We start from the raw sequence: 22,782 nt of genomic DNA, 5'->3' as shown, positions 1-22,782 counted from the left end.
GGATCACGGCCGCACGCCAGGCCTTTGCCTCACCACAAGAAACCGCGCGAAATTCCCGGGCAATGTCCCGCGGCCGCGCGGCTGGAGACAACAGAATGACCCAGCGCATGCTGATCGATGCGCGCCACCAGGAAGAAACCCGGGTGGCTGTGCTCAAGGGCAATCGTATTGAAGAATTCGACTTTGAATCTGCTGATCACAAGCAGATCAAGGGCAATATCTACCTCGCCAAGGTTACCCGCGTAGAGCCTTCGCTCCAGGCGGCCTTTGTCGACTTTGGCGGTAACCGCCACGGCTTCCTGGCGTTCAGCGAAATCCACCCGGATTACTACCAGATCCCCAAGGAAGACCGCGAAGCGCTGCTGGCCGAAGAAGCCGCCCACGCTGAGGAAGAAGCCGCCCTGCGCGCTGCCGAAGACGGCGACGACGAGGATTATGAAGGCGGCGCCGACTACGAAGGCGGCTACGACGACGGCAACTTCGAAGACGGCCAGGGCGTTACCGAGGTCGATACCTCGGAAAAGGACCAGGTCGCCACGATCGAAGGCGGCGTAGTCGAAAACGGCTTTGACCATGAAGCCGAAGACGCCGCCGATGGCGAAGAATCGCACAGCGACAACGGCCGCCGCCAGCGCCGTCCGCGCCGCCAGGGCCGTGGCCAGAGCAAGGAAGCCGAAGAACTGCGCGCCAAGCGCATGGCCCTGCGCCGGCGATACAAGATCCAGGACGTGATCCAGCGCCGCCAGGTGCTGCTGGTCCAGGTCGTCAAGGAAGAACGCGGCAACAAGGGTGCAGCGCTCACCACCTATCTCAGCCTGGCGGGCCGCTATTGCGTGCTCATGCCCAATTCCAGCCACGGTGGCGGCATCAGCCGCAAGATCAGCTCGGCCTCTGACCGCAAGCGCCTGAAGCAGATCATCGCCGAAATGGAACTGCCCCGCTCGATGAGCTGCATCGTCCGTACCGCCGGCCTGCAGCGCACCAAGCCCGAGATCAAGCGCGATTTCGACTATCTCGCCCGCCTGTGGGACGAGATTCGCGAGCGCACGATGCACTCGTCGGCCCCGGCGCTGATCCATTCCGACAGCGACCTGATCAAGCGGGCCATCCGCGACATCTATAACCGCGATATCGAGGAAGTGGTCGTCGAGGGCGAGGCGGGCTACCGTGCCGCCAAGGACTTCATGAAGCTGCTGATGCCCAGCCACGCCAAGCGGGTGCGCCAGTATGCCGATCCGGTGCCGCTGTTCCAGCGCTATGGCGCCGAAGACCAGCTTTCGGCGATGTATGATCCCGTGGTGCAGCTGCGCTCGGGCGGCTACCTGGTGATCAACCCGACCGAAGCGCTCGTCTCGATCGACATCAACTCGGGCCGCTCCACCAAGGAACACGGCATCGAGCAGACTGCCGTGGCCACCAACCTGGAAGCCGCGCGCGAAATCGCCCGCCAGTTGCGCCTGCGCGACATGGCCGGCCTGGTCGTCATCGACTTCATCGACATGGAATACGGATCGAACGTCCGCAAGGTCGAGAAGGCGATGAAGGACGCCTTGAAGGACGACCGCGCGCGCATCCAGGTGGGTCGCATTTCCGGCTTCGGCCTGATGGAAATGAGCCGCCAGCGCCTGCGCACCGGCGTGCTCGAAGCCACCACCCGCGCCTGCCCGCACTGCGATGGTTCGGGCCTGGTGCGCACCGCCTCGTCTGCCGGCCTTTCGGCGCTGCGCATGATCGAGGACGAAGCCGCCAAGGGCAAGGGCAGCATCATCACGCTCTACGCCAGCCAGGAAGCGGCGATCTACGTGCTCAACACCAAGCGCACCGATCTTGCCGAGATCGAAATGCGCTATGGCGTGGCCGTGGAAGTGATCCCCGAGGGCGAGAACGAAGGCGCCAAGATGCGCGTTGCCTCGCGCGGGCCCAAGCCTGAATTCGTGCCGCGCTTCGAACCCATCGTCGAACCTGAAGAAGACGACGTGATCGAGGACACCTACGAGGACGAGGAAGACGTCGTCGAGGAACGCAGCGAGCGCGAGGAAAGCCGTGGCGAAGGCCGGGGCGAAGCCGACAGCAATGGCCGTCGCAAGCGCCGCAAGCGCCGTCGTGGCCGCAACCGCGATCGCCGTGACGAAACCTCGGGCGAAGCCGGTGACGAGCATGACACCGACGAAGCCGAAGGCAGCGATGCCGAAGACGCGGCCGACGATGTGGTGGAAGCCGCATCTGATGCTGGCGACGAGGACGGCGCTCCCGAAGGTCAGGCCGAAGCCGACGATGACCGTGGCCCGCGCAAGCGCCGCCGCCGCAGCCGCCGCCGTCGCGGTGGCCAGCGCGATGACGCTGCCGAGGCCCAGGGCGAAGACGGTGAGACCGCCGACGCCGAGCCGGTGATCGCTGACGCCCCCGCTGCCGAACCAGCTCCGGTTGCAGCAGCCGCTGCTGCTGAACCGGTCGTGGCAGCAGAAGTCGAAGCGCCCGCCGAGGAAGCCCCGGCCAAGCCCAAGCGCGTCCGCAAGAAGAAGGTGGTAGAGGCTCCTGCCGAAGCCGCCGCCGAGCCGGCACCTGCCGTCGAAGCGCCTGCTGCAGAGGTTCCGGCTGCCGAAGCGCCTGCCAAGCCCAAGCGCGTGCGCAAGAAGAAGGTCGCCGACGCTCCGGCCGAAGCGGCCGCCGAACCGGCCACCGCCGCGCAAGCGCCTGCTGCCGAGGCTCCGGCTACCGAAGCGCCTGCCAAGCCCAAGCGCGTGCGCAAGAAGAAGGTTGCTGAAGCACCCGCGGAAGCAAGCGTGGACGCTGCCCCCGAAGTGGCACCCGCTGCGGCTGCGCCGGCAGATGCTGACGCGGCTGGCGAAAGCGATGCCGGCGAACAGCCCGCAGCCGATGGCGAAGACGGCGCTTCGCCGCGCCGTGGCTGGTGGCAGCGCACCTTCGGCGCCTGATCGCCAGAGGCCCTTGCGGCTCTGAAAAAAGCCCGCCTCGGCAGTGCCGGGGCGGGCTTTTTCGTGGCCTACGACAAAGATCACCAAGTGCCTTGACCAAGAAGCAAATCTGACAGATATTTCTGTCATGACAGAAATATCAAACGACTCGGATCGCCTGCCCCCCTCGGTGGAGCAGTTCGTGCTGCGCTGGGGCGACATGGGCACGCAGTGGGGCGTCAACCGCTCCGTGGCGCAGATTCAGGCGCTGCTGTTCCTGTCGGAACGACCGCTGACGGCCGAAGACATCGCGGCAAAGCTAAACATGGCGCGCTCCAACGTGTCGAACAGCCTCAAGGAACTGCTCGCGTGGAAACTGATCCACCGGGTGCCGGTACTGGGCGATCGCCGCGATCATTACGAAGCCGAGGCCGATCTCTGGCAGATGGCCACCAAAGTGGCGCAGGGTCGCAAGGCGCGCGAGATTGATCCGATGGTCGCGGCAATCGGCGCGGCGATGCAGGATATCGATGACCCCCGCATCAGTGCCAAGGTGCGCCAGCGGCTGGTGGCAATGCACGATTTCGTCAACACGGTGGATGGCTGGTACCAGCAGATGCTCAACGTCCCACCGGCCCAGATCATGACGCTGATCCGCATGGGCGCCAAGGTTGTAAGCCTGCTGCGCTTTGTCAGCGGGCGTGGCGGCAGCAAAACCGACCAGACCTGACCCCGTCACCGCGCGCAACGGCCACGGCGACGGAGCCTTGGCTACCATCTTACGCATGCACCAATTTCTCTTGTTTCAGAATTGCCTGAAAACAGAAAAGGTCCCAGCCATGCCCGCCGAACCTCAAGACGATCGCGCCCCCGTCTCCTTGCTCAAGGGCCGGATCATCGCTGGCTTTTCCCTGGCGCTGGTCATCGCGCTGAGCGCCTACTTGCTGATGAGCGCCAGCCGGGCGGGCAATCAAGCCTTTGCCAGCCTGTGGTTTCTCGCCGTATTTCCGGCCTATCTCTGTGCGCTGATCTGCTATGTCGGCGATCCGGCCGGCACCCGCTCGAGGAATTTCTATGTATCGGTGCCACCGATCCTGGTGGGCTTGGTAATCTTTGGCTCGGCCGCGTTCCTGGGCGAAGGCATTATCTGCCTGGTAATGCTCTCACCGATCTGGCTGATCTTCGGGCTGATTGGCGCCTTCTCAGTGCGCAGGATGCGCCGTCGGCGTGACGATGCGGCGAGCTTCCACGCGTCCTTGCTATTCCTGCCGCTGCTGGCGGGCAGCGTTGAAAGCCAGATCCCCGTCCCGCACGATACAGTGACGCTGACCCGCTCGGTCATTGTTAACGCCAGCCCCTCCGAAATCTGGCCCTATGCCGTCAGCAACACCCACATCGGCAAAGACGAAGGCCGCTGGACCTTTTCGCAAAGCGTGCTCGGCCTGCCCCGTCCTCGCGCCACGGTGCTCGATCGCCCCGGCGTGGGTGGCGTGCGCACGGCCTATTGGAGCGAGGGCATCGATTTCCAGGAACGGGTGACCGCGTGGCAACCCGGCCGGCGGCTGGCCTGGCGCTTTGCCTTCACCAACAGCTCGCTCCAGCACCACACCGACGAGCACATCGCGCCCGACGGCCCGTTCCTCAAGATCGACACTGGCGATTATCGCCTGACGCCCCTGCCCAATGGCACGACACGGCTGACACTAACGACCAACTACGTGGCGATGACCCACGTCAATCTCTACGCGCGCTGGTGGGGCGAGCTGCTGCTCGGCGATATCCAGGACAACGTTCTGGCCGTGGTCAAGCAGCGGGCCGAAGCCCGCCACAAGGCTGGATGATCGGCATTACGACGGGTTATACTTGGCCAGCCATGCCCCGATCGCGTCAAGCATCGCCTTGCGATCGTCGAGCCGGGTGAAATAGTGATCGGCCTTGGGCAGGCTTACATAGTCCACTGTCTTGCCCGCTGCGCGCATCCGGCTGGCCATGGCATCGGAATGGCTTACCGCCACGGTCACGTCCTTGCGCCCGTGGATGAGCAGCAAGGGCGCCTTGATCCGGTCCACCGCGTTAAGCGGCGAAACCGCGGCGAAATCAGGCGTCATCGCTTTCCAATCGTCGGAATACTTGCCTTCCATGTAATAGTTACCGAAGTCGTTCACCTCGCGGCGCAGGCTCGCGACGCCCGAGATCGACACGCCGCAGCGATAGAGGTCGGGGTCCTTGGCCAAGCCCCACATCGTGGCATAGCCGCCATAGGATGCCCCCACGATGCAGGCTCGCTTGGGATCGGCCATGCCCTCGGCCACAGCCCAGGCCAAGCCATCGGTAATGTCATCCTGCATGGCCAGGCCCATCTGCCCTTCGCCCTTGTGCAGGAAATCGGCGCCATAGCCGGTGGAGCCACGGAAGTTGGGCTGAATCACCAGATAGCCACGGCTGGCGATATACTGCGCCAGATAGTCCCAGCTGGCGACATCCTGCGCCCAGGGGCCGCCGTGCGGCAGCATGATTACGGGCAAATTGTGTGCCTCGCGCCCCTTGGGCGTGGTCACCACCGCCTCGATGCTCAAGCCATCGCGCGCCTTGTAGTGCACGGTCTTGACCGGCGAAACCGGCACCTGCTTGAGCTTGTCGTTGAACACGGCGACGCGCTGCATCGTCCCACCATCAAGGCTGAAGTAATAGAGCGCGCCGGGGCTGTCGGGCCGGGCCAGAGTCAACAGCATGGCGCGGCGATCCGCGCTCAGGCTGGAAATCTCGACGCTGACCTTCTGCGGCTCGACCGATTTGTCGAACGCGGCCTGAAGGTCGGCCATGTCCTTGTCCAGCCAGTGCACGCGATCGGGCATGTCAGAGGTCGTCACGCCCAGCACGGCAGAACGGTCTTGCGACAGGAGCGTGCGCGCGATTTCGGTGCCGGCCGGCGCCTCGAACAGCACGCGCCCCGTCTGCTGGGTCAGCATGTTGATTTCATAGAGCCGGTCGCGTCCATCATCGCCGGTCAAAACGGCAATAGCGTTGTCCGTGCCGGGCACGAACAGGATCGGATCGAGCAGGGATTCGTGGGCCTTGCTGCTGGCGCGGTCGATCGTGCGCAACTGCTGGCTTGGGTCGGCACCGCGATAGTACAGCTGCGACATCCGGCCCGACTTGGTCACCGAAACCCCGCTACGCACCACGCCGTTGCCATCAGCCTGCCAGCTCAGCACGCCGTCGCGAGAACTCTGCACCACATGCTCACGCCCGGTGGCTAGATTGACCCGGTGCACGGACGGAAAGAACCCTTCGTCCAGGTACATCGAATTCTGTGCGGACAGCAGGATTTCAGGGGTGCCGTCATGGGCAACCCAGATCACGTCGGCCACATTCTGGCCGGCGAGCGTCCACAACAGGCGCGTGATCTTGCCGGTCTTGCGTTCGATGGAGATCAGCCGGCTGACATAGGTGCGATCGCCGGAGTCCTGCATCGGCAGCAGCGCGCGCAGCTTCACCAGCAGATAGTCATCGCCGACCCACTGCACCCAATCGGCCTCGGTCTGATCGGGCACAGCCAGGTTCATGGGCTTTTCCTGGGGATCGAACAGGTTGCGGACGCCGATCACCTGGGTGCCGCCCATGCCGAACTTGCCGGCGATCCGCCGCCCATCGGGCGAAAGCGCGCCATCGGCAAAGAACGGGATCTGGGCAAACGCGTCGGCATCCAGCACCGCGGCAGGCGCGCCCTTCTGTGCAGCAGCAGCAGAGGCTGTAGCCGGCGCGGGCGGCGGCGCCGTTTGCGCCACGGCTGCCGAAGCGATGATCGCGCCGGCTGCACATGCCAGTGTCAGCACCGATCCAAATCGCCCAACGCCTGCCCCCAGCCGCTGCGCGCCCGCCCATCCCCTATTCTGCATCTTGCCCCCTTATCTGAATGTTTTCAGGGTTATGCCGATTGCATCGGTTAGTCCATCCTGCCGCATCGCAAATAATGCCAACACGGATGCGATTACTGCGTGCCACCATGCCTCGTGTCCGCACCCGCGTTTTCGGGCACGCAGACCATGGGGCAAGAGCGGCACTCTCCCCTTGCCCCATGCTGCGTTTGCGCTAAGGACGACTCGTTGAAGCCGACTTGGCCTTGCCGGCCAGCGGCCCAGTGCAGCAGGACCCGGTTTTATGGCGACTTTCACGCTCCCCAAGAACTCCACGATCACCGGCAAGGCGCGCCACCACGCGGCCGCCACCAACGGCAAGATCAAGAAGTTCAAGGTCTATCGCTATGACCCCGACAGCGGCGAGAACCCGCGCTACGACACGTTCGAGATCGATCTCGAACAGTGCGGCCCGATGGTGCTCGACGCGCTGATCAAGATGAAGGGCGAGCAGGACCCGACGCTGACCTTCCGCCGTTCGTGCCGAGAAGGGATCTGCGGGTCGTGCGCGATGAACATGAATGGCCGCAACGGCCTGGCCTGCACCACCGCGATCGAAGATCTCAAGGGTGAAATCCGCATCACTCCCCTGCCCCACATGCAGGTGATCAAGGACCTCGTCCCCGATTTCACGCACTTCTACGCGCAGTATGCCTCGATCCGTCCCTGGCTGCAGACGGTATCGCCCACGCCCTCGGGCAAGGAGCGCCTGCAGAGCCCGGAACAGCGCGAAAAGCTCGATGGTCTCTACGAATGCATTCTGTGCGCGTGCTGCTCCACCTCGTGCCCCAGCTATTGGTGGAACTCCGACAAGTTCCTCGGCCCGGCAATCCTGCTCCAGGCCTATCGCTGGCTGGCCGACAGCCGCGACGAAATGACCGGTGAGCGCCTCGACGAGCTGGAAGATCCCTTCCGCCTCTATCGCTGCCACACGATCATGAACTGCGCCAACGTGTGCCCCAAGGGCCTTTCGCCCGCACGCGCCATCGCGGAAATCAAGAAGATGCAGGCCGAGCGCGCGATCTGACGCGCCAGGCTTGGCCTTTTCCCTTCGCGTTATTCCCGAACGCCGGCCGGTTCACCCGGCCGGCGTTTCGCTTTTCCCAAGGCCCGTCGCTTTATCATGACCCGCATTTCCCAGCGCTATGCCCAACTCGTCGCCTCGGGCGAATTGCGCCCCGATCCAGAGCAGGCCGCCGCTGCCAACCGCCTGGACCAGTTGCAGCAGGAATTGGAAAACCCGCCGCCAGCCCCCGGCCTGTTCGGCCGCCTGCTGCGTGGCAAGCAGGCACCTGTGTCGCGCGGGCTTTACATGTGGGGTGGCGTCGGGCGCGGCAAATCGATGTTGATGGACCTGTTCCACGATAACCTTGCCGTCACCGCCAAGCGCCGCGCGCATTTCCACGCCTTCATGCTCGACGTGCACGCGCGCCTGCGCGAGGCGCGCAAGAGCGAAAGCGGCGATCCGATCGTGCCGGTGGCGGCCAGCATCGCGGCCGAATGCCACGTGCTGTGCTTTGACGAAATGGTGGTCAACAACAGCGCCGACGCCATGATCATGAGCCGGCTGTTCACCGCCCTGATCGTGGAACACGGCGTGGTCATCGTCACCACCAGCAACCGCGCTCCGTCAGAGCTGTACAAGAACGGGCTCAACCGCGAGCATTTCCTGCCGTTCATCGCGCTGGTGGAAGAGCGGCTCGACGTGCTCGCGCTCAATGGCCCAGTGGACTATCGCTTGCAACGCCTGCAGGGCGTGGGCACATGGCACGTGCCCAATGGCCCGGCAGCCACCGAAGCAGTGCGCGAGGCGTTCTTCCGCATGACCGACTTTGCCCCGGAAGACAGCGCCAACGTGCCCAGCGCCGATCTCGATCTGGGCGGCGGACGCACGCTGCATGTTCCCAAGAGCCTCAAGGGCGTCGGCGTGTTCAGCTTCAAGCGGCTGTGCGCGCAGCCGCGCGGCGCGTCGGATTACCTGGCGATCGCCCATGCCTATCACACGGTGATCATCGTCGGCATCCCCCGCCTGGGGCCGGAACAACGCAACGAGGCGGCGCGTTTCGTGACGCTGATCGACGCGCTGTACGAACACAAGGTCAAGCTGATCGCGACGGCCGATGCCGAGCCCGTTAACCTTTACGAATCGGGCGATGGCCGGTTCGAATTCGATCGGACCATCAGTCGACTAATGGAAATGCAAAGCCAGGACTATCTGGCCCTTGGCCACGGCAACGAGTGAGCCTGACCGAAGACAAATTCACCTATTCCGAAAATACGAAAGCCCGCGATTATTCATCGCGGGCTTTTGCTTTTTGGTAGGAATTAACAGGCCAGGCCGGTCATCACTTAAGATTTCTCCGGATACCCAGCGTATTCCTATTTCGGCATTAGCCGAACAGCAGGCGAAGCAGCATGAAAACCTCCATCCACGGTTAGAGGCCTTTCAATATCACTAAGTTCCTTGGTTAACAAGAAGTAAACAATTGCAAATTCGGCGCAAACCGTTGCAGCCGTCCCGTTTCGGAACAGCCAAGCCCATAGATTTGCAGGGAATTGTGCAACCGGAGGTGCCCACGCGCCGCTGAGTCAGCTAGGGCTTGCCCTTAAGCGCAGCGAGACAAGATTTACCAATGGGATAGGCGCCGATTGCGCGAACAAGGTCGCTCGAGTCGGGAGTAGAACGAGGACACCTGGTGCGCCCACGCAAGGGAGACGGGAACGCTGCCTTAGGTGGTTGGGAGGATCAGACAGCCCTGCTGTGCCGCATCAGGCGCGCCTGGTAATCGCGGAACATCACGTCAAATGGTTGGGGCTTGCTGAGGTAATAGCCTTGGGCATGATCGCAGCCGAGAGCCGCTAGCAGGTGGAACGTCGCCTCGTCCTCGATGCCCTCGGCCACCACCGCTTGGCCCAGCGCATGGGCCAAGCCGATCGTGCTGGTGATGATCGCACGGTCACGGTCGCTGCTGAGCAAACGCGAGACAAAGCGCCGGTCGATCTTGAGTTCGTCGCTGGGTAGATCGGCCAGGTACGCCAGGCTGGCTTCACCCGTGCCGAAATCGTCGATCGACAGGCGAAAACCCAGATCACGCAAGCGCGACATGTTGCGCACGGCATCGCCCCGATTGTTCATGCCTGATGTCTCGGTGATCTCGATCGTCAGCAAGCCAGGGTCGATGCCACGGCGCGTGACGATCTCACGGAAATTCTCGACCAGATCAGGCTTGTCCACCATCTGCCCGGACAGGTTGATGCTCATCTGAAAGCGTGAGCCCAGGGCATTGACGGCTTGCGCGGCAGTGATGGCCTCTTCCAGCACCCAATAGGTCAGCGCATCGATTCGCCCTGCCCGCTCAGCCTGAAGGATGAACGCATCGGGCGCGATGTAGCCGCGCGTCGGGTGGTTCCAGCGGATCAGCGCCTCGGCGCCGGAAATGCGCCCGGTGCGATAATCCCACTGTGGCTGGAACGCCAACCAGATGTCGCCGTTGCGCAGCCCCTCGTCGATGCGCGCGTGCAACGACAGTTCCCAAGGCGCCTCGGCCAACCGATGCGCCTCGAACACCTCCACCGGGCGGCCATTGCTCAGCGCTTCGTTGGCACTGGCCAGCGCCGAATTGACGCGGGTCAGCGCGTCGAGCCCCTCGTTACGATCGAGACCGAAGTGGATATTGGTGTCGAAGGTATGTGTGCCAATCTGCAAAGGCGCGGAAAAAAGGGCACGCAGCCCTTCAAGGTGGCTCAATTGGACATCAAGCGGGCGTGCTTCTTCCGCCCACGCAAAATGCCCGCCATCCCCGTGGAAAATCTGGCCCGCGCCAGATCCCACCGACAGTCGTCGGGCGATTTGATTGGCACATTCCCCATGCAGATCGCGGGGCAAGGTCGCGAGAATCTCTTCGTATCGCCCAACCACTGCCACGATCACATCACGTCCCACCTCGATCGGGTGGGACGACAGGGCAAGAAAGTTCGGCAATCCTGACGTGCTAGTCTGTTGAATGCGTCGGGTGCGCCGCTGCCACAGCCGGATCGCCCCGTAGATCGACATGAACGTCATGGCGACATCTGGATGGACTACCAAGCCGAGGAAGCGAACCGAGATCGGCAGGAACACCAGGATCATCGTCAGCGCGACATAGGCCATGTTCTTGGCTGCGCGGCGTTGCATGCGGTTGGTCAACAGCACCGTGCCCACTGCCAGCAACAGCAGCGGCAGGAACGACAGATCAGCGTTGAGTGGGCGCTTCAGCCCTTCCGCGCCCGCGATGTCGAGCGAGACCGGCGGCTTGATGCCGTGCCCGAGGTACCGCATCGGGGCGATGCCATTGGACGCCGTGATAACCACGGTCCGCCCCGTCAGCAAACCGGGAGAATAGCCATTCTGGAGAAGCGTGCGCGCGCTAACCTGGGGGATCGTGGCGGGATCGACCGTGAAATCAGGATAGAAAGTGCCGGGCGGAACCGCCTTCAAACCCGCAAGCGCGACCGCGAACGCGGGATATGTCCGCTCTCCGATCGTCACCGAATAGGGTGCGGAGACGGCAGCGTGGATGAAGTTGTCGTTCCAAGAGGAAACATAGATGGGATGCTTGCCGGCAATCTCCCGGGCCGGAAAGGTAAAGGCGCTCTTGTCCTTACGATTGGCTTCGCTCGCGCGCGCGACGAACGCGACGTCGGTGCCGTAGCTGTCGATGATGGCCTTGAGTTGCTTGTCCCCGCTGGCATCAAGCCCGTAGGGAATGCGCAAATCCACGAATACCTGCCGCGGCATCTGCCGCCGCACTCCCTCCAACACGCGCGCTTCGGTCGCCGTATCCAGTTCCGGCATGCCATCGACCGACACCACCACCACCGACGAGGGCGCCGGGCGCGTCACAAAGTGAAAAGCCGTATTCCAATAGACGTGGCGCGGAATGTCCGTGATGCTCAAAAGCGGCTGCCAAAGCGCCAGGCTCAGCAGCAGCGATATTCCGATCGGTGATCGTAGAAACTTTCGCATGGACCATCGGCGCAGTTGGATTACCCTACGGGGCTAGTCCGAAATGGTTTAGATCACCTTACCGTTTACCACCGATGGTAACAGGCAGGGCACCATGTGCCCGCCAAGGCTATGACGACAAAGCCGTATCCAGCCGCGCCAAACTGCGGTCGAGCATCAGCAATTGCCACAGGACGCGGCTGTTATCGGCCCTTCCGGCGATATGCGATTCGGCCAGCGTGGCGATGCGGGTGGCATCGAACCAGCCGGTGCGGGTGAGTGCGCCGCCCGTGGCGATCGCGCGCGCTGCGCCCGCCAGCGGGCCACGCAGCCAGGCGGCTATCGGCGTGACGAAGCCCATCTTGGGCCGGAACAGCACATCATCGGGCAGATAGCGGCGCATCGTCTGCTTCATCAGCCATTTGCCGGTGGCTCCATGCACGCGCATCGCCTCGGGCAGGCCGGCGGCAAATTCGATCAGGCGGTGGTCGAGCAGCGGCTCGCGCGCCTCCAGGCTTACCGCCATGCTGGTGCGATCGACCTTGGTCAGGATATCGCCGGGCAACATGAACTTGAGATCGGCATATTGCGCGCGGTCGAGGCCGCTGCGCGCCGGCGCCTGGCGCATCAGGTCGATCAGCGGCGTCTCAGCCCGGTAATCGCCACGCAGCCGCAGGAACTCAGGGCTGAACAGCGCGGCGCGCGCCTCGGGCGCGGTCACCGCCAAGGCGCGGGCATAGCCGGTTTCACCATCTTCGGCCAGGCTCTGGAACGTGGCCTTGGCGCGCAGCGGGCGCGGCGCCCAGTCTGCCTTGGGATAGAGACGGCCCAGCGCACCGAACACCGGGCGGCGCAGCCCCGCCGGCACCAGCGCGCGCGCCTGCTCTTCGCGGTGATGGAACACCTGGCGGCGGTAGCCGGCAAAGGCCTCGTCCGCGCCATCGCCCGACAGCGCCACCGTAACATGCTGCCGCGCCAGCTCGCACACGCGGAACGTGGGCAGCGCCGATGCATCGGCAAAGGGCTCGTCAAACATCGCCACCAGCCGGTCGACCAGCTCGAAATCGTCGGACGATACCGTGCGCGCATGGTGCTGCGTGGCAAAGCGCTGCGCCACCGCGCCAGCCCAGCTGGTTTCATCAAGCGCGGCCACGTCAAAACCGATCGCGCAGGTCTTGACCGGGTCGCGGCTGGCCTCGGCCATCAGCGCCACCACGGTGGAGCTGTCCACCCCGCCCGAAAGAAATGCGCCCAGCGGCACGTCGGCCGCCATGCGCGAGGTGACCGCCTTGCGCAGCCGGTGCAGCAGATGCGCTTCGAGGTCTTTCTGGCTGGCCTTGTCGCGCTCGGCAAACGAGACATCCCACCAGCGCACGCTGGGGGGCGGCGGTGCATCATGGCGCAGCAGGCGGTAATGCCCGGCCGGCAGCTTTTCCACCCCGGCCAGGATCGCGCGGCCATCGGGCACAAAGCCCCAGGCGAGGTAATCCTCCACGGCCAGTGGGTCGACCGTCCGCCGCAGCATCGGATGGGCCAGCAACTGCTTGAGTTCCGATCCGAAGATCACGCTGCCATCGGCCAGCGTGGCCATGTGCAGCGGCTTTACCCCCAGCCGGTCCCGCGCCAGGAACAACGTGCGGGCGCGCTGGTCATAAAGGGCAAAGGCAAACATGCCATTGAATCGAGCCAGGCAATCGACGCCCCACTGCTGCCAGGCGGCCAGGATCACCTCGCTATCGCCATCAGTGCGGAACTGCGCGCCCAGTGCCGCCAGTTCGCGACGCAGTTCCTGGTAATTGTAGATTTCGCCATTGAACACCAGCACGGCGGCGCCATCGGCGCTGGCCATGGGCTGGGGCGATCCGGCCAGGTCGATGATCGACAGGCGGCGGTGGCCCAGCCCAACGCCCGGTGCGGTCCACACGCCATGGCCATCGGGGCCGCGGTGCGCGATGACATCGCCCATGGCGCGCAGCCGCTCCGGATCGACCGGCTTCATCCCCTGGGTGTGAAAGATCCCCGCAATGCCGCACATGCCTTGAAAACCAGCCCCCTATTGCCCGCGCGAAACGGTATCGATCCAGCGGTCCAGCGGCCCGGTGGCCGCCACGAAAGCGGCCAGGGCCGGCGCGGCGGGTGCCCCGGCATTGTCTTCGCTCGACAGGATCAGCGTGGCCGTGGGCTGCGCGCGCAGCAAGAGCCGGTCAGCAATGTTCCACAGCTTGAGCGCCATGTTGCTGCTGCCCAGCCAGCCATCGGTACGGTACCAGGTGATCGCCAGGCGGTGCACCGGGCCAGGCGCCTGGATCATGTCACCTTTGCCGCCAGCGACGCCCGGCGCCGGCTTTTCCCAGGCCCAGCCGCTGCCCGGCGGCACGGCCCCTTCGCCAAAACCACCCGCCTCGCGGCCATCGCCTTGCCCGGCATAGAGCGCGAATGAGACGTCCACTACGTGGCCCCGGTCATCGGCATAGCGCCCGAGCAGGCGATGATCGGCCCCGCCGTGGCGCGGTTGCCATGGCCAGCCGCCCGGCGCTGCCACGCGGTGCCAGCCGGGAACGGCCGGCAGGTCGATACGGGCGGGCAGTGGCGCAGCCAGGCGACCGGCCGCCGCGCCCCAGCCCACGAACGCCAGCGCCAGCGCGGCCAGCACAACGAGCGCCAGCCCCTGCCCCACGCGTGCCCGCGCCGCCCAGGCCAGGCGTCGATCGACCAGGATCGCGGCTACCGACACGGGCGGATCATCCCGCGCCCGATCGAAAAACGGCCAGCCGGCCAGCATCGTTAGCGCCATGACCACGGCAAAGAACACCCAGCCGTAAAAGACATGGTCAAACCCGGCGGCAAACTGGATACCGCGCCAGCCGGCAATCACGATAGTGCCCCAGGCGCGCACGCCGTTGGCCAGGATCGGCACGATCAGGGCCATGGCCATGAACGCGGCGCGGCGCGGCCAGCGGCGAAAGCACACCTGACACACCAGAACGCCATAGGCGACCATGGCGATCAGGAACTTCACCCCCGAACAGGCCTCGGCCACCTTGAAATAACCCGCCGGCGTAGTGATGAACACGCCATCGAGCGCGGCGGGAATGCCCACCAAGTGCAGCAGCACCATGACAATTTGCGCCGTCACGATCTGCAGCAGTGGGATCAGTTCATCGCCGAACGGCACCAGGAACAGCATATAGGCCAGCGGAAACAGCAGCGCCGCGCCCAGGCGCGGCCCCATGATTGCCAGGAAGCTGGCCTGCAGCATCAACACGCAAGCTGTCTGTGTCACCAAGGAGAAACCGGCGAAGTCCCCCAGCATCCACAGGAACGCCGCCCCGGCAAACAGCACCAGACCCGGCCACCAGCCTTGCGCCGCAATCTGCCGCAGCGCGGGCCAGCGCATCGACACCAACCACGCCAGGATCGCCGGCACCAGCAGGATGTGGTTATAGGTTGAACTGTCCCACCACTGACCCACCATCGCCGCCCAGTCGGCCCGGAACAGCCCGATCAGGCCCAGCCAGCACAAGCCCAGCATGGCCCAGGGCAGCAGCCCCCCTCCACCACCGGCTATGCCGGCGGTCCCCCTCCCCCGCTGAGCGAGGGAGGATACGTAATCCTCCCCACGCGTGGGGAGGTGGCGGGCCGCAGGCCCGACGGAAAGGTTTTCAAGCCGCACGGCGGCCAAACCGGCGATCAAGGCCAACCAGGCCAGGCAATGGCGCCAGCACCCGGTCCCACCCGCACTGCGCGATGACGAACGCACGGGCGGCACGGCCCAGCGCGTCAGCGCGGATCGTGTCGGTCAACAGGCCCACGGCGCGTGCCGCCAGTTCCTCGGGATCGGCCGGGGAAATGGCAAAGTCCCGCCCGTCCACGGCGGCAATGCCGGTGGCGGCTTGCGGGGTAAGCAACACCGGGCGCGCCATGGCCATGGCTTCCAGCACCTTGTTCTGCACCCCGCGCGCCAGGCTCAGCGGCACCACGACCAGATCGGCCCCGGCCAGCCAGGGCCGCACATCGGGCACTGCGCCGGTTACCCGCGTGCCGTTCACACCATCGAGCGCCAGCACGGGCGCGGTCGGCGCGCGGCCCACTACATTGAACTGCGCGCCGGGAAAGCGCCCCTTGATCAGCGGCATGACCTGCCGTGCAAAGGTGACCACCGCCTCCACATTGGGGGGATAGTCCATCTGCCCGGTAAACACGATCTGCGGCCCGCCCATGACCAGTTCGGGCGCCATCGGAATACCCGCCGGATCGAACAGCGCGGTATCGATGCCGTTGCCCAGCGCCCGCACGTCGGGGATCGGCCCCTGGCCCAGGCGGCTGCGCAGCAGGTCTGCTTCCGCCTCGCTCACCAGCAAGCTGGTGGTGGCGCGCCGCGCAATCCGCGCCTCATAGCGGCGCAGCAACCACGCCTCGCGCAGATAGACCGGCGCGCCCAGCCCGGGGCGCCGGCCATATTGGCCGAACTTGGCCGAATCCACGTCGACAAAGTCCATGACCACCCGGCCCTGGAACGAGGCCGGCACATATTGCGCCATCTGCCCGGAAAACACGAAGATCGTGGAGATCGGCCGCGTTGCCAGCACCTGCTTCACATAGCGCGCCAGCCGGGTGGACGCGAACGCTGCGAGGCTGATCGGCCGGCCCGAAAGCAGTGCCGAAAGCCCGGCACCTATCAGCGATCCGCGCCGCCGCACCAGGCAATGGCTTGCCGCCACGGCTGCCAGTTCCGCTTCGTGCGCCATGTCCTGGGCATTGTCGGCGAGGCACGCCACGTGCACCGGCGCCAGCGCAGCCAGGGCCTTGAGGATGTGGTGCGAGCGGATCTTGTCGCCCCGGTCGGGCGGGAACGGGATGCGATGCGCAAGGAACAGGATTTCGCCCATGCCCGTCAGGCCAGCCCGCGCGCGATCAGCGGCCCGATCAGGTTGGCCACGGGCAGCGGCAGCTTCTGCCACAACCGGATCTTGGCCTGATAGCGCGGGCTCAGCGGGTTGACGTCGCGCGGCGCCTGCCCATCGGCAGTCCACTGCGCATAGGACAGCGGCTGGGGCACGAAGCCCCAGTTGCGCTTGAAGTGATAGGCGCCCGAATCCACCTTGGACCGGCCGAAATCGAAGTGCGTCATGCCGCGCCGGCGCGCGTGGTTCATCAGCGCGTGATACATCACGTCGTTGGCGCGCAGGGCCCGCGCGGCAAACACCCCGCCGCCCCAATAGGGCATCACCGCGCCACGGTGATAGAGACTGAGCACGCTCGCCACCGGCTGCCCCTGGTGCAGCACCGTCAGGATATCGGCATCATCGCCAAAGGCATCGAGCACGCTGGCAAACAACCGGCGCGGGAACACCGGCGTGCCCAGGTTGCGCACCGATTGCGCATAGACGTGGTAGTGCCAGGCGCGATCCTGCGCGCTGTTCCCAGTGCGAATTTCCAGCAGCTGGGCCAGGCCCTTGCGCAGTTCGGCGCGCTGCTTGCGCGGCACGGCCTGCAACTGCGCGGCATCATCCGCCGCCAGCGGCATGACGAAGCCCGCATGGCTGTCCTGCTTCACATGCCAATCCGGGCCTTGCGGCAACACCCCACCGCGCAGCTCGATCGTCGGGCTGTTGAGCTGGCGCGCCAGATCCTGCGCGGCGCCGATCAGCGCGGGCGCGGCGGCCTCGTCGCCCACCACCCCGCCGCCCACGGCAAAGCCGGTCGAGACCAGCGCACGCCCAAACAGCCACGACGATACGGCATGCAGCGGCAGCGCCGCGACGATGACGCCGGCCTGTTCGGCCAGCAACAGGCGGCTGGCATGGCCGCTGCCGCGCGCCACGCCATCAAGCCAGCGGGGATCATGAAAAACGGTCGCATGGTCCTGCCCGGCCAGGAAACGGACATAGGCGTCCAGATCGGCCGCCTGCGCCTCGCGCACCTGCGGCGCGGCCAGGCGGAACGGCGCGTTCACGCCGCCGCCGCTGCGCGCAGCGCGGCGTCACGGCTGGCGACCCAGGCGGCTTCGACCCGCGCCACCGCGTCCATCCGCCCCCAGGAAAAATCACGCAGCAGCCGCTCCAGCTTGCCGGCCATGGCTGAAAGGTTGGTGTAATGGCGAAAGCGCGAACGCCATGGCGCATCGGCGCGGCGCGGCTGATCGGGATCGATTTCCCAGGGATGGAAATAGAACGCCGCCGGGCGCCCAGCAGCATTGACCTGCCGCACCGCCCAGGATGACACGCCATAGGGCATCAGGCGGAAAAAGCCGCCACCACCCGCCGCCATGCGCCGCCCGGCCACTTCGGCCGTCGTCACCGGAATTTCCAGCAGGGCACCGCCCGGCACAGGGCGAAATGCAAAGCGCGGCGCCTCGCGCCAGCCATAGTGATCGTGAACGATCGGCGCCACGGAAGAGGAATAGGCATAGCCGGCCTGCGCCAGCACTTCGTGCGCCCAGGGCGTGCGTGCATCGATCGAAAAGCTCGGTGCGCGATAGCCCGTCACGGCCTGCCCGCTCGCCTGTTCCAACGCATCGCGCGCGCGCGCCAGATCGGCGGCAAACTGTGCCGCGTCCATCGTGAATACACGCTGATGATCCCAGCCGTGACTAGCCACCTCGTGCCCGGCATCGGCAATGGCGCGCACCAGCGCCGGATGGCGCTGCGCCACCCAGCCCAGCGTGAAGAACGTGCCCTTGGCGCCGGCAGCGGCAAACATCGCCAGAATGGCCTGGACGTTGCGCTCCACCCGCGAATCCAGCCCGTCCCAGGCGGCGCGGTCGATCACCTTTTCAAAGGCGCCAACTTGAAACCATTCCTCAACATCGACCGACAGGCCATTGATGACAGGCGCAGACATGGATGGGCTGCTTTCGTTCAGGCCGCGCGCTTGGGGCGGTCGGTCTCGAACCATTCGATCAGCATGGTCAGCACGTGGCGAATGGCCTGCTCCTGCTCGGCCAGGCGATGCTCCAGCACGCCGATGCGCGCGGCGGCATCGCTCAGCGCGGCTTCCAGCGCCTCGGTGCGCGCCGTGCCATCGGCCTGTGCCGCAGCGGCTTCGTCACCGTGGGCGGCGCGCATTTCCGCCACTTCGATCACCGCCTGCTGCAGTTCGGCGATCTGCTCGTCTCGGCTGGCCATGGCCGCCTCGATCGCGGCGAGATCGAAATCGTGGCGCGTGGTGCGGCTGCCGTCGCCCTCGGGCTTGGCCTGGCCCTGCCCTTCACCGTGGAAGGTATCGGCCATCAGCCCCAGTGCCTGCGATGATGCCGCCTCGGGCATGGCAGACGGCGCAGCGGCCGGCACCGGCGTGCTTTCCACCGAAACCGCGCTGTCAGACGCCATGTCATCCAGCACGGCATGCAGCAGCCCGGCCTCGATCCGGCTGGCTTGCTCCAGGGCGCCGGCCAGCAGGACGCGGCTCAAGATCTGGTTCACCCGGCGCGGCACGCCGCCGCTGGCGCGGGCAAGATCGGCAAAGAAGCGCGGCTCGAACGCCGGGTTGCCGTTCCACCCCGCACGCACCAGGCGATGCTCGACATAGGGGCCGACTTCTTCGGGCTCCATCGGCGCCAGATGGTGCGTGGCGATCACGCGCTGGCGCAACTGCTCCAGCCGGGGCGATTGCTGCAGCAGGGTGCGGAATTCGGGCTGGCCCAGCAGCAGGATCTGCAACAGCGGATGCGCGCCCAGCTGGAAGTTCGACAGCATGCGCAGCTCTTCCAGCGCTTCCACGCTCAGGTTCTGCGCCTCGTCCACCACCAGCAGGCAGCGCCGCCCGGCGCGCGCCTCGTCATGCAGGAACGCCTCGATCCGGGCCAGCGCGGCGGCCTTGTCGTGCCCGGCCACATCCAGGCCAAACGCGCGCGCGGCCATGTGCACCAGTTCCTGGCCATCGAGCTTGCTGGTCACGATCTGCGCGGCGGTCAGCTGCGCGCGGTCGATGCTGGCGAGCAGGTGCGCCGCCAGCGTGGATTTGCCCGCGCCCACCTCGCCGGTGATGACGATGAAGCCCTCACCCTGCGCCAGGCCATAGCCCAGATAGGACAGCGCCTTCTTGTGCGTGGCGCTTTCGAAATAGAAATCGGGATCGGGCGTCAGCTGGAACGGACGGGCCGAAAGGCGGTAAAAATCATCGTACATCGGCGTTACGCCTCCAGAACCGTCAAAGCGTGTAGCGCAGGCCGATCAGGCCTGTCGCTTCCAATTGGTCCGCAGCCAGATCGCGGCTCACCCCGTCAAGCCCAACCGAAGCCGTTGCGGTGAGACGATCGGCCAGGCGGCGATAGTAAGATGCATAAATGCCATAGGAATTGGTCGTTCCCAACAGCGCGTTGCCGCTATCATACCAAGCATCGTAAACCGCCACGCTGAAGCTGGCATCGCGGCCCAGCTGGCCCGAAACACCGCCGGTCACGTACCAGTTCTGGTCCACCGTGCCATTGGCCTGTGCCAGCACCGTGCCCGGCGCGGCAATGAAGCGACGGCGGACATAGCCCGCCCCCACGCCCAGGCGCAGCCGGCCCATGGCAAAGCCATAGGTCGCGCTGACCCCGCGCTGGCGGAATACCGAGGACGATACCGACGACAGCGCGCCGTTGACGCACGAACCACCCGCAGCCCCGATGCCGCAGCCGGTCGCCCCGCCCGTGGCAAAGTCGGTCGGCACCTGGCGCAGCGCGTTCGACAGGCTCGATCCGAAACCGGAAATGCCGTCGAACACCGAGATGTTGAGCGAGCTGCGCGTGTTCGGCGCATAGGAGAAGCTGCCGAAGTAGGTCGTGCTGTCATAGCGGCGGCCGATAAAGGCAGAGAGCGATGTGCGCCGGCTGGGCCGCCACATCACGCCCACGTCCCAGGTCAGCCCGTCGCTGTCATAGGCGATGCGGCGCGGCTGGCTCTTGTCGGTCATATAGCGGCCGTCGCTGCCGATTACCGGGTTGCCACTGGCATCGCGGACCGCATCGCGTGACGAAACGCGGATATGCTCCCAGCCCACGTCGCCCACCAGTTGCACCGTGCGGCTGACCGGCAATGTCGCCTGCACGCCGGCGCGCTTGTCGTCGATGCGCTGATCGAGGTTGGAGATATCTTCGCGGTCCCACCCGGCGCTGGCGACCAGGCCTACCGGCAGCACGGTGCCGGCCTTGGTCCCGGCCGAAACCTGCGCCGATTGCATCAGCGAATGGTTGAACAGGTCGATGCGCGGTTGCCCAGCGGCAGGCTGATAGGCGTTCTTCTGCGTCAGCTTGGTATAGCCGGCCAGGTAGTTGGCATTGATCGCCACGTCGCCGGCATGCGTCGTCAGGTTCGGTCCGGCATAGACCGAATAGACCTGGCTGATCGCATCGTTGACCGACAGCGGATTGAGCGAGGCGGAGCCATTGGCCTCCACCCGCGTGCGCGCGGCAAGCGCACCGGCGTCGATGCTCAGCGTGCGCGGGATCAACTGGTGCGAGACGCGCGCCAGGCCCGAAATCGTGTCGGAATCGCCCACCTGCCCCTTTTCGACAAAGCGACGTTCATAGCGCACCGAAATCTGCCCCTGCGTGCGCCGCCCGGCGAGCGTGGCATCCACCCCGGCAGCCAGTGCGGTATAGGTCACCACGTCGTTACCCGGCGTGATCTGCGCCAGCAGGTTCTGCGTCACTTCCAGATAGGGACGGATCGTGGTGCGCACGCCCGAACCCACGCCGCGTGCGCTGCCGTGCCCATCGCTGCCGCCACCGGAAGGCGCAGCGGGGCGATCGTCGCTGCCCACCTGATAGGGCAGAACCTGTGCCTCGGCCGCCGTCGCGCCCGCCAGGCAAGAGCCGGCCAGCAGACCGCCCAGGATAAGGGAACGCGCGCGTTTCATTCCTTGTATCCGTAATAGGTGCCAAAGCGCCGCCCGGTGGGCGAAAACCGCGTGCCGTTGAGCAAAAGCTTGATGTCCGCGCAGCCCGACAGGATGCCGACGGCATCGCGCAGCGCGGCCTCGCCGGTCACGTCGGCGCGCACGACCATCACCGCCTGGCCCACGTGCATGGCCAGTTCCGATGCCGGCGAGGCTGCCAGCGCTGGCGGGCTATCGAAAATGACGATGCGATTGGGTGACTGCGCGGTCAGCCGGTCAAGGATCGCGCGGGTGCGGACCGAGGCCAGGTATTCCGTGTCAGAGCCGGTCTGGTTGCCCGCCGGCAGCACGGAAAGGCCGGGAATATCGGTGGGAATGATGCATTCCTCCACCATCACCTCCGGATCGGCCAGCGCATCCATCAGCCCCGGCCCGCCCGGCAGCCCCAGGGTGGACAGCACCGAAGGCTTGGCAAAGTCGGCATCGACCAGCAGCACTTCGTTGTCCTTTTCCGCCGCGATCGACAGCGCCAGGTTCACCGCGCAGAACGTCTTGCCCTCGCCTGGATGGGCAGAGCAGACCAGAATGCGCTCGCCATGGCGGGCAGTGCGGCCGGCGCGCGAATCGGCGGCCTGCAACAACAGCTGCCGCTTGACGATGCGGAACTCTTCCAACAGCGCGCTGACCTGGCCCTCCGGCTCGATCAGGCACTGCTCGCGCAGCAGGCGGCGATCGATCGGCTGCGGCGCCTTCTTGAAGCGCTGCCGCGAGGGAATGCCTTCGAGCGCCGGATTGGCAAAGGGCGCCGGCGTGCCAGGATCAGCCGGCGCGGCATCGGCACTGGCTGGAACGAACACCTGCGCGCCCTCGGGTGCGAACGGGGCAGCGGGCGCTGGCTCGGCGGCTTCGGGCGCGGGCACTTCGGGCTGAACCGGCTCGGCCATCGGAGCGGCGGGCGCTGGCGATGCAGTCACCGGAGCGGCAGGTGCCGGCGGCACGGGCGGCAGCACCGGCGCGCGCAAGTGCTGGCGGAAATCGAACGTCCCGGCCGCCCGCTCGATCAGCGAAGGGCCAGCCTTGCGTGGCCCGCTTTCGGGCGGCCTATCTTCCGGCGGCTGGGGCGTGTTGCTCTGGTCCGTCATGT

The 22,782-nt window shown here is 65.7% G+C and carries 15 protein-coding genes; 5 read left to right on the top strand and 10 right to left on the bottom strand.

Features of this window, described 5'->3' with window-relative positions:
• Positions 1-95 precede the first annotated feature (95 nt).
• The 3 genes from ABIC78_RS11945 to ABIC78_RS11935 all read left to right on the top strand — a co-directional run bounded on the left by ABIC78_RS11945 (position 96) and on the right by ABIC78_RS11935 (position 4,756).
• A complete protein-coding gene (locus ABIC78_RS11945; RefSeq protein ID WP_354489886.1) occupies positions 96-2,936 on the top strand; it encodes an Rne/Rng family ribonuclease in 2,841 nt (946 codons plus the stop codon).
• A 127-nt stretch (positions 2,937-3,063) separates the two neighbouring features.
• The gene (locus ABIC78_RS11940) at positions 3,064-3,645 is read left to right on the top strand and encodes a GbsR/MarR family transcriptional regulator (RefSeq protein ID WP_022675956.1); all 582 of its coding nucleotides are present in this window, start codon (positions 3,064-3,066) and stop codon (positions 3,643-3,645) included.
• A gap of 109 nt (positions 3,646-3,754) precedes the next feature.
• Positions 3,755-4,756, top strand: coding sequence for an SRPBCC family protein (locus tag ABIC78_RS11935; RefSeq protein WP_354489884.1), 1,002 nt, complete (start codon positions 3,755-3,757; stop codon positions 4,754-4,756).
• Between the two features lie 6 nt (positions 4,757-4,762).
• Here ABIC78_RS11935 and ABIC78_RS11930 read toward each other — a convergent pair whose 3' ends face one another.
• On the bottom strand, positions 4,763-6,814 hold the full coding sequence (locus ABIC78_RS11930) for an alpha/beta hydrolase family protein (RefSeq protein WP_354489882.1): 2,052 nt from the start codon (positions 6,812-6,814) through the stop codon (positions 4,763-4,765).
• 262 nt (positions 6,815-7,076) lie between these two features.
• Here ABIC78_RS11930 and ABIC78_RS11925 point away from each other — a divergent pair, with 262 nt between their 5' ends.
• Together ABIC78_RS11925 and zapE are read left to right on the top strand one after the other, a co-directional pair.
• Complete coding sequence (locus tag ABIC78_RS11925; RefSeq protein ID WP_022675959.1) at positions 7,077-7,859, top strand: succinate dehydrogenase iron-sulfur subunit; 783 nt, start codon at positions 7,077-7,079, stop codon at positions 7,857-7,859.
• A gap of 96 nt (positions 7,860-7,955) precedes the next feature.
• A complete protein-coding gene (zapE, locus tag ABIC78_RS11920) occupies positions 7,956-9,074 on the top strand; it encodes a cell division protein ZapE (protein WP_171792517.1) in 1,119 nt (372 codons plus the stop codon).
• Between the two features lie 504 nt (positions 9,075-9,578).
• On the opposite strand, the gene ABIC78_RS11915 is transcribed toward zapE, so the two are convergent.
• From ABIC78_RS11915 to ABIC78_RS11875, 9 genes are all read right to left on the bottom strand, one after another.
• Complete coding sequence (locus tag ABIC78_RS11915; RefSeq protein WP_233250870.1) at positions 9,579-11,768, bottom strand: EAL domain-containing protein; 2,190 nt, start codon at positions 11,766-11,768, stop codon at positions 9,579-9,581.
• Positions 11,769-11,946: 178 nt separating this feature from the next.
• Complete coding sequence (locus ABIC78_RS11910; protein WP_354489879.1) at positions 11,947-13,851, bottom strand: XrtA/PEP-CTERM system amidotransferase; 1,905 nt, start codon at positions 13,849-13,851, stop codon at positions 11,947-11,949.
• Positions 13,852-13,869: 18 nt separating this feature from the next.
• Positions 13,870-15,348, bottom strand: coding sequence for an exosortase A (xrtA, locus tag ABIC78_RS11905; RefSeq protein ID WP_354489877.1), 1,479 nt, complete (start codon positions 15,346-15,348; stop codon positions 13,870-13,872).
• A gap of 130 nt (positions 15,349-15,478) precedes the next feature.
• Positions 15,479-16,777 (bottom strand): TIGR03087 family PEP-CTERM/XrtA system glycosyltransferase, encoded by a 1,299-nt coding sequence (locus ABIC78_RS11900; protein ID WP_354489875.1) that lies wholly within the window; start codon positions 16,775-16,777, stop codon positions 15,479-15,481.
• On the bottom strand, positions 16,711-17,772 hold the full coding sequence (locus ABIC78_RS11895; RefSeq protein WP_354489873.1) for a FemAB family XrtA/PEP-CTERM system-associated protein: 1,062 nt from the start codon (positions 17,770-17,772) through the stop codon (positions 16,711-16,713). The genes ABIC78_RS11900 and ABIC78_RS11895 overlap by 67 nt, the downstream gene beginning before the upstream one ends.
• Positions 17,769-18,659 (bottom strand): XrtA system polysaccharide deacetylase, encoded by an 891-nt coding sequence (locus tag ABIC78_RS11890; RefSeq protein WP_354489871.1) that lies wholly within the window; start codon positions 18,657-18,659, stop codon positions 17,769-17,771. Before ABIC78_RS11890 ends, ABIC78_RS11895 begins: the two co-directional genes overlap by 4 nt.
• Positions 18,660-18,676: 17 nt before the next feature.
• The gene (locus ABIC78_RS11885; RefSeq protein ID WP_354489869.1) at positions 18,677-19,945 is read right to left on the bottom strand and encodes an XrtA/PEP-CTERM system-associated ATPase; all 1,269 of its coding nucleotides are present in this window, start codon (positions 19,943-19,945) and stop codon (positions 18,677-18,679) included.
• A 22-nt stretch (positions 19,946-19,967) separates the two neighbouring features.
• The gene (locus tag ABIC78_RS11880; RefSeq protein WP_354489867.1) at positions 19,968-21,659 is read right to left on the bottom strand and encodes a preprotein translocase subunit YajC; all 1,692 of its coding nucleotides are present in this window, start codon (positions 21,657-21,659) and stop codon (positions 19,968-19,970) included.
• A complete protein-coding gene (locus tag ABIC78_RS11875; RefSeq protein WP_354489865.1) occupies positions 21,656-22,780 on the bottom strand; it encodes an AAA family ATPase in 1,125 nt (374 codons plus the stop codon). The genes ABIC78_RS11880 and ABIC78_RS11875 overlap by 4 nt, the downstream gene beginning before the upstream one ends.
• Positions 22,781-22,782 lie beyond the last annotated feature (2 nt).

Source organism: Novosphingobium sp. 1529, from assembly GCF_040544855.1.
Taxonomy (GTDB): domain Bacteria; phylum Pseudomonadota; class Alphaproteobacteria; order Sphingomonadales; family Sphingomonadaceae; genus Novosphingobium; species Novosphingobium capsulatum.
The sequence above is the reverse complement of the archived record's forward strand: the minus strand, read 5'-3'. Positions and strand labels throughout refer to the sequence as shown.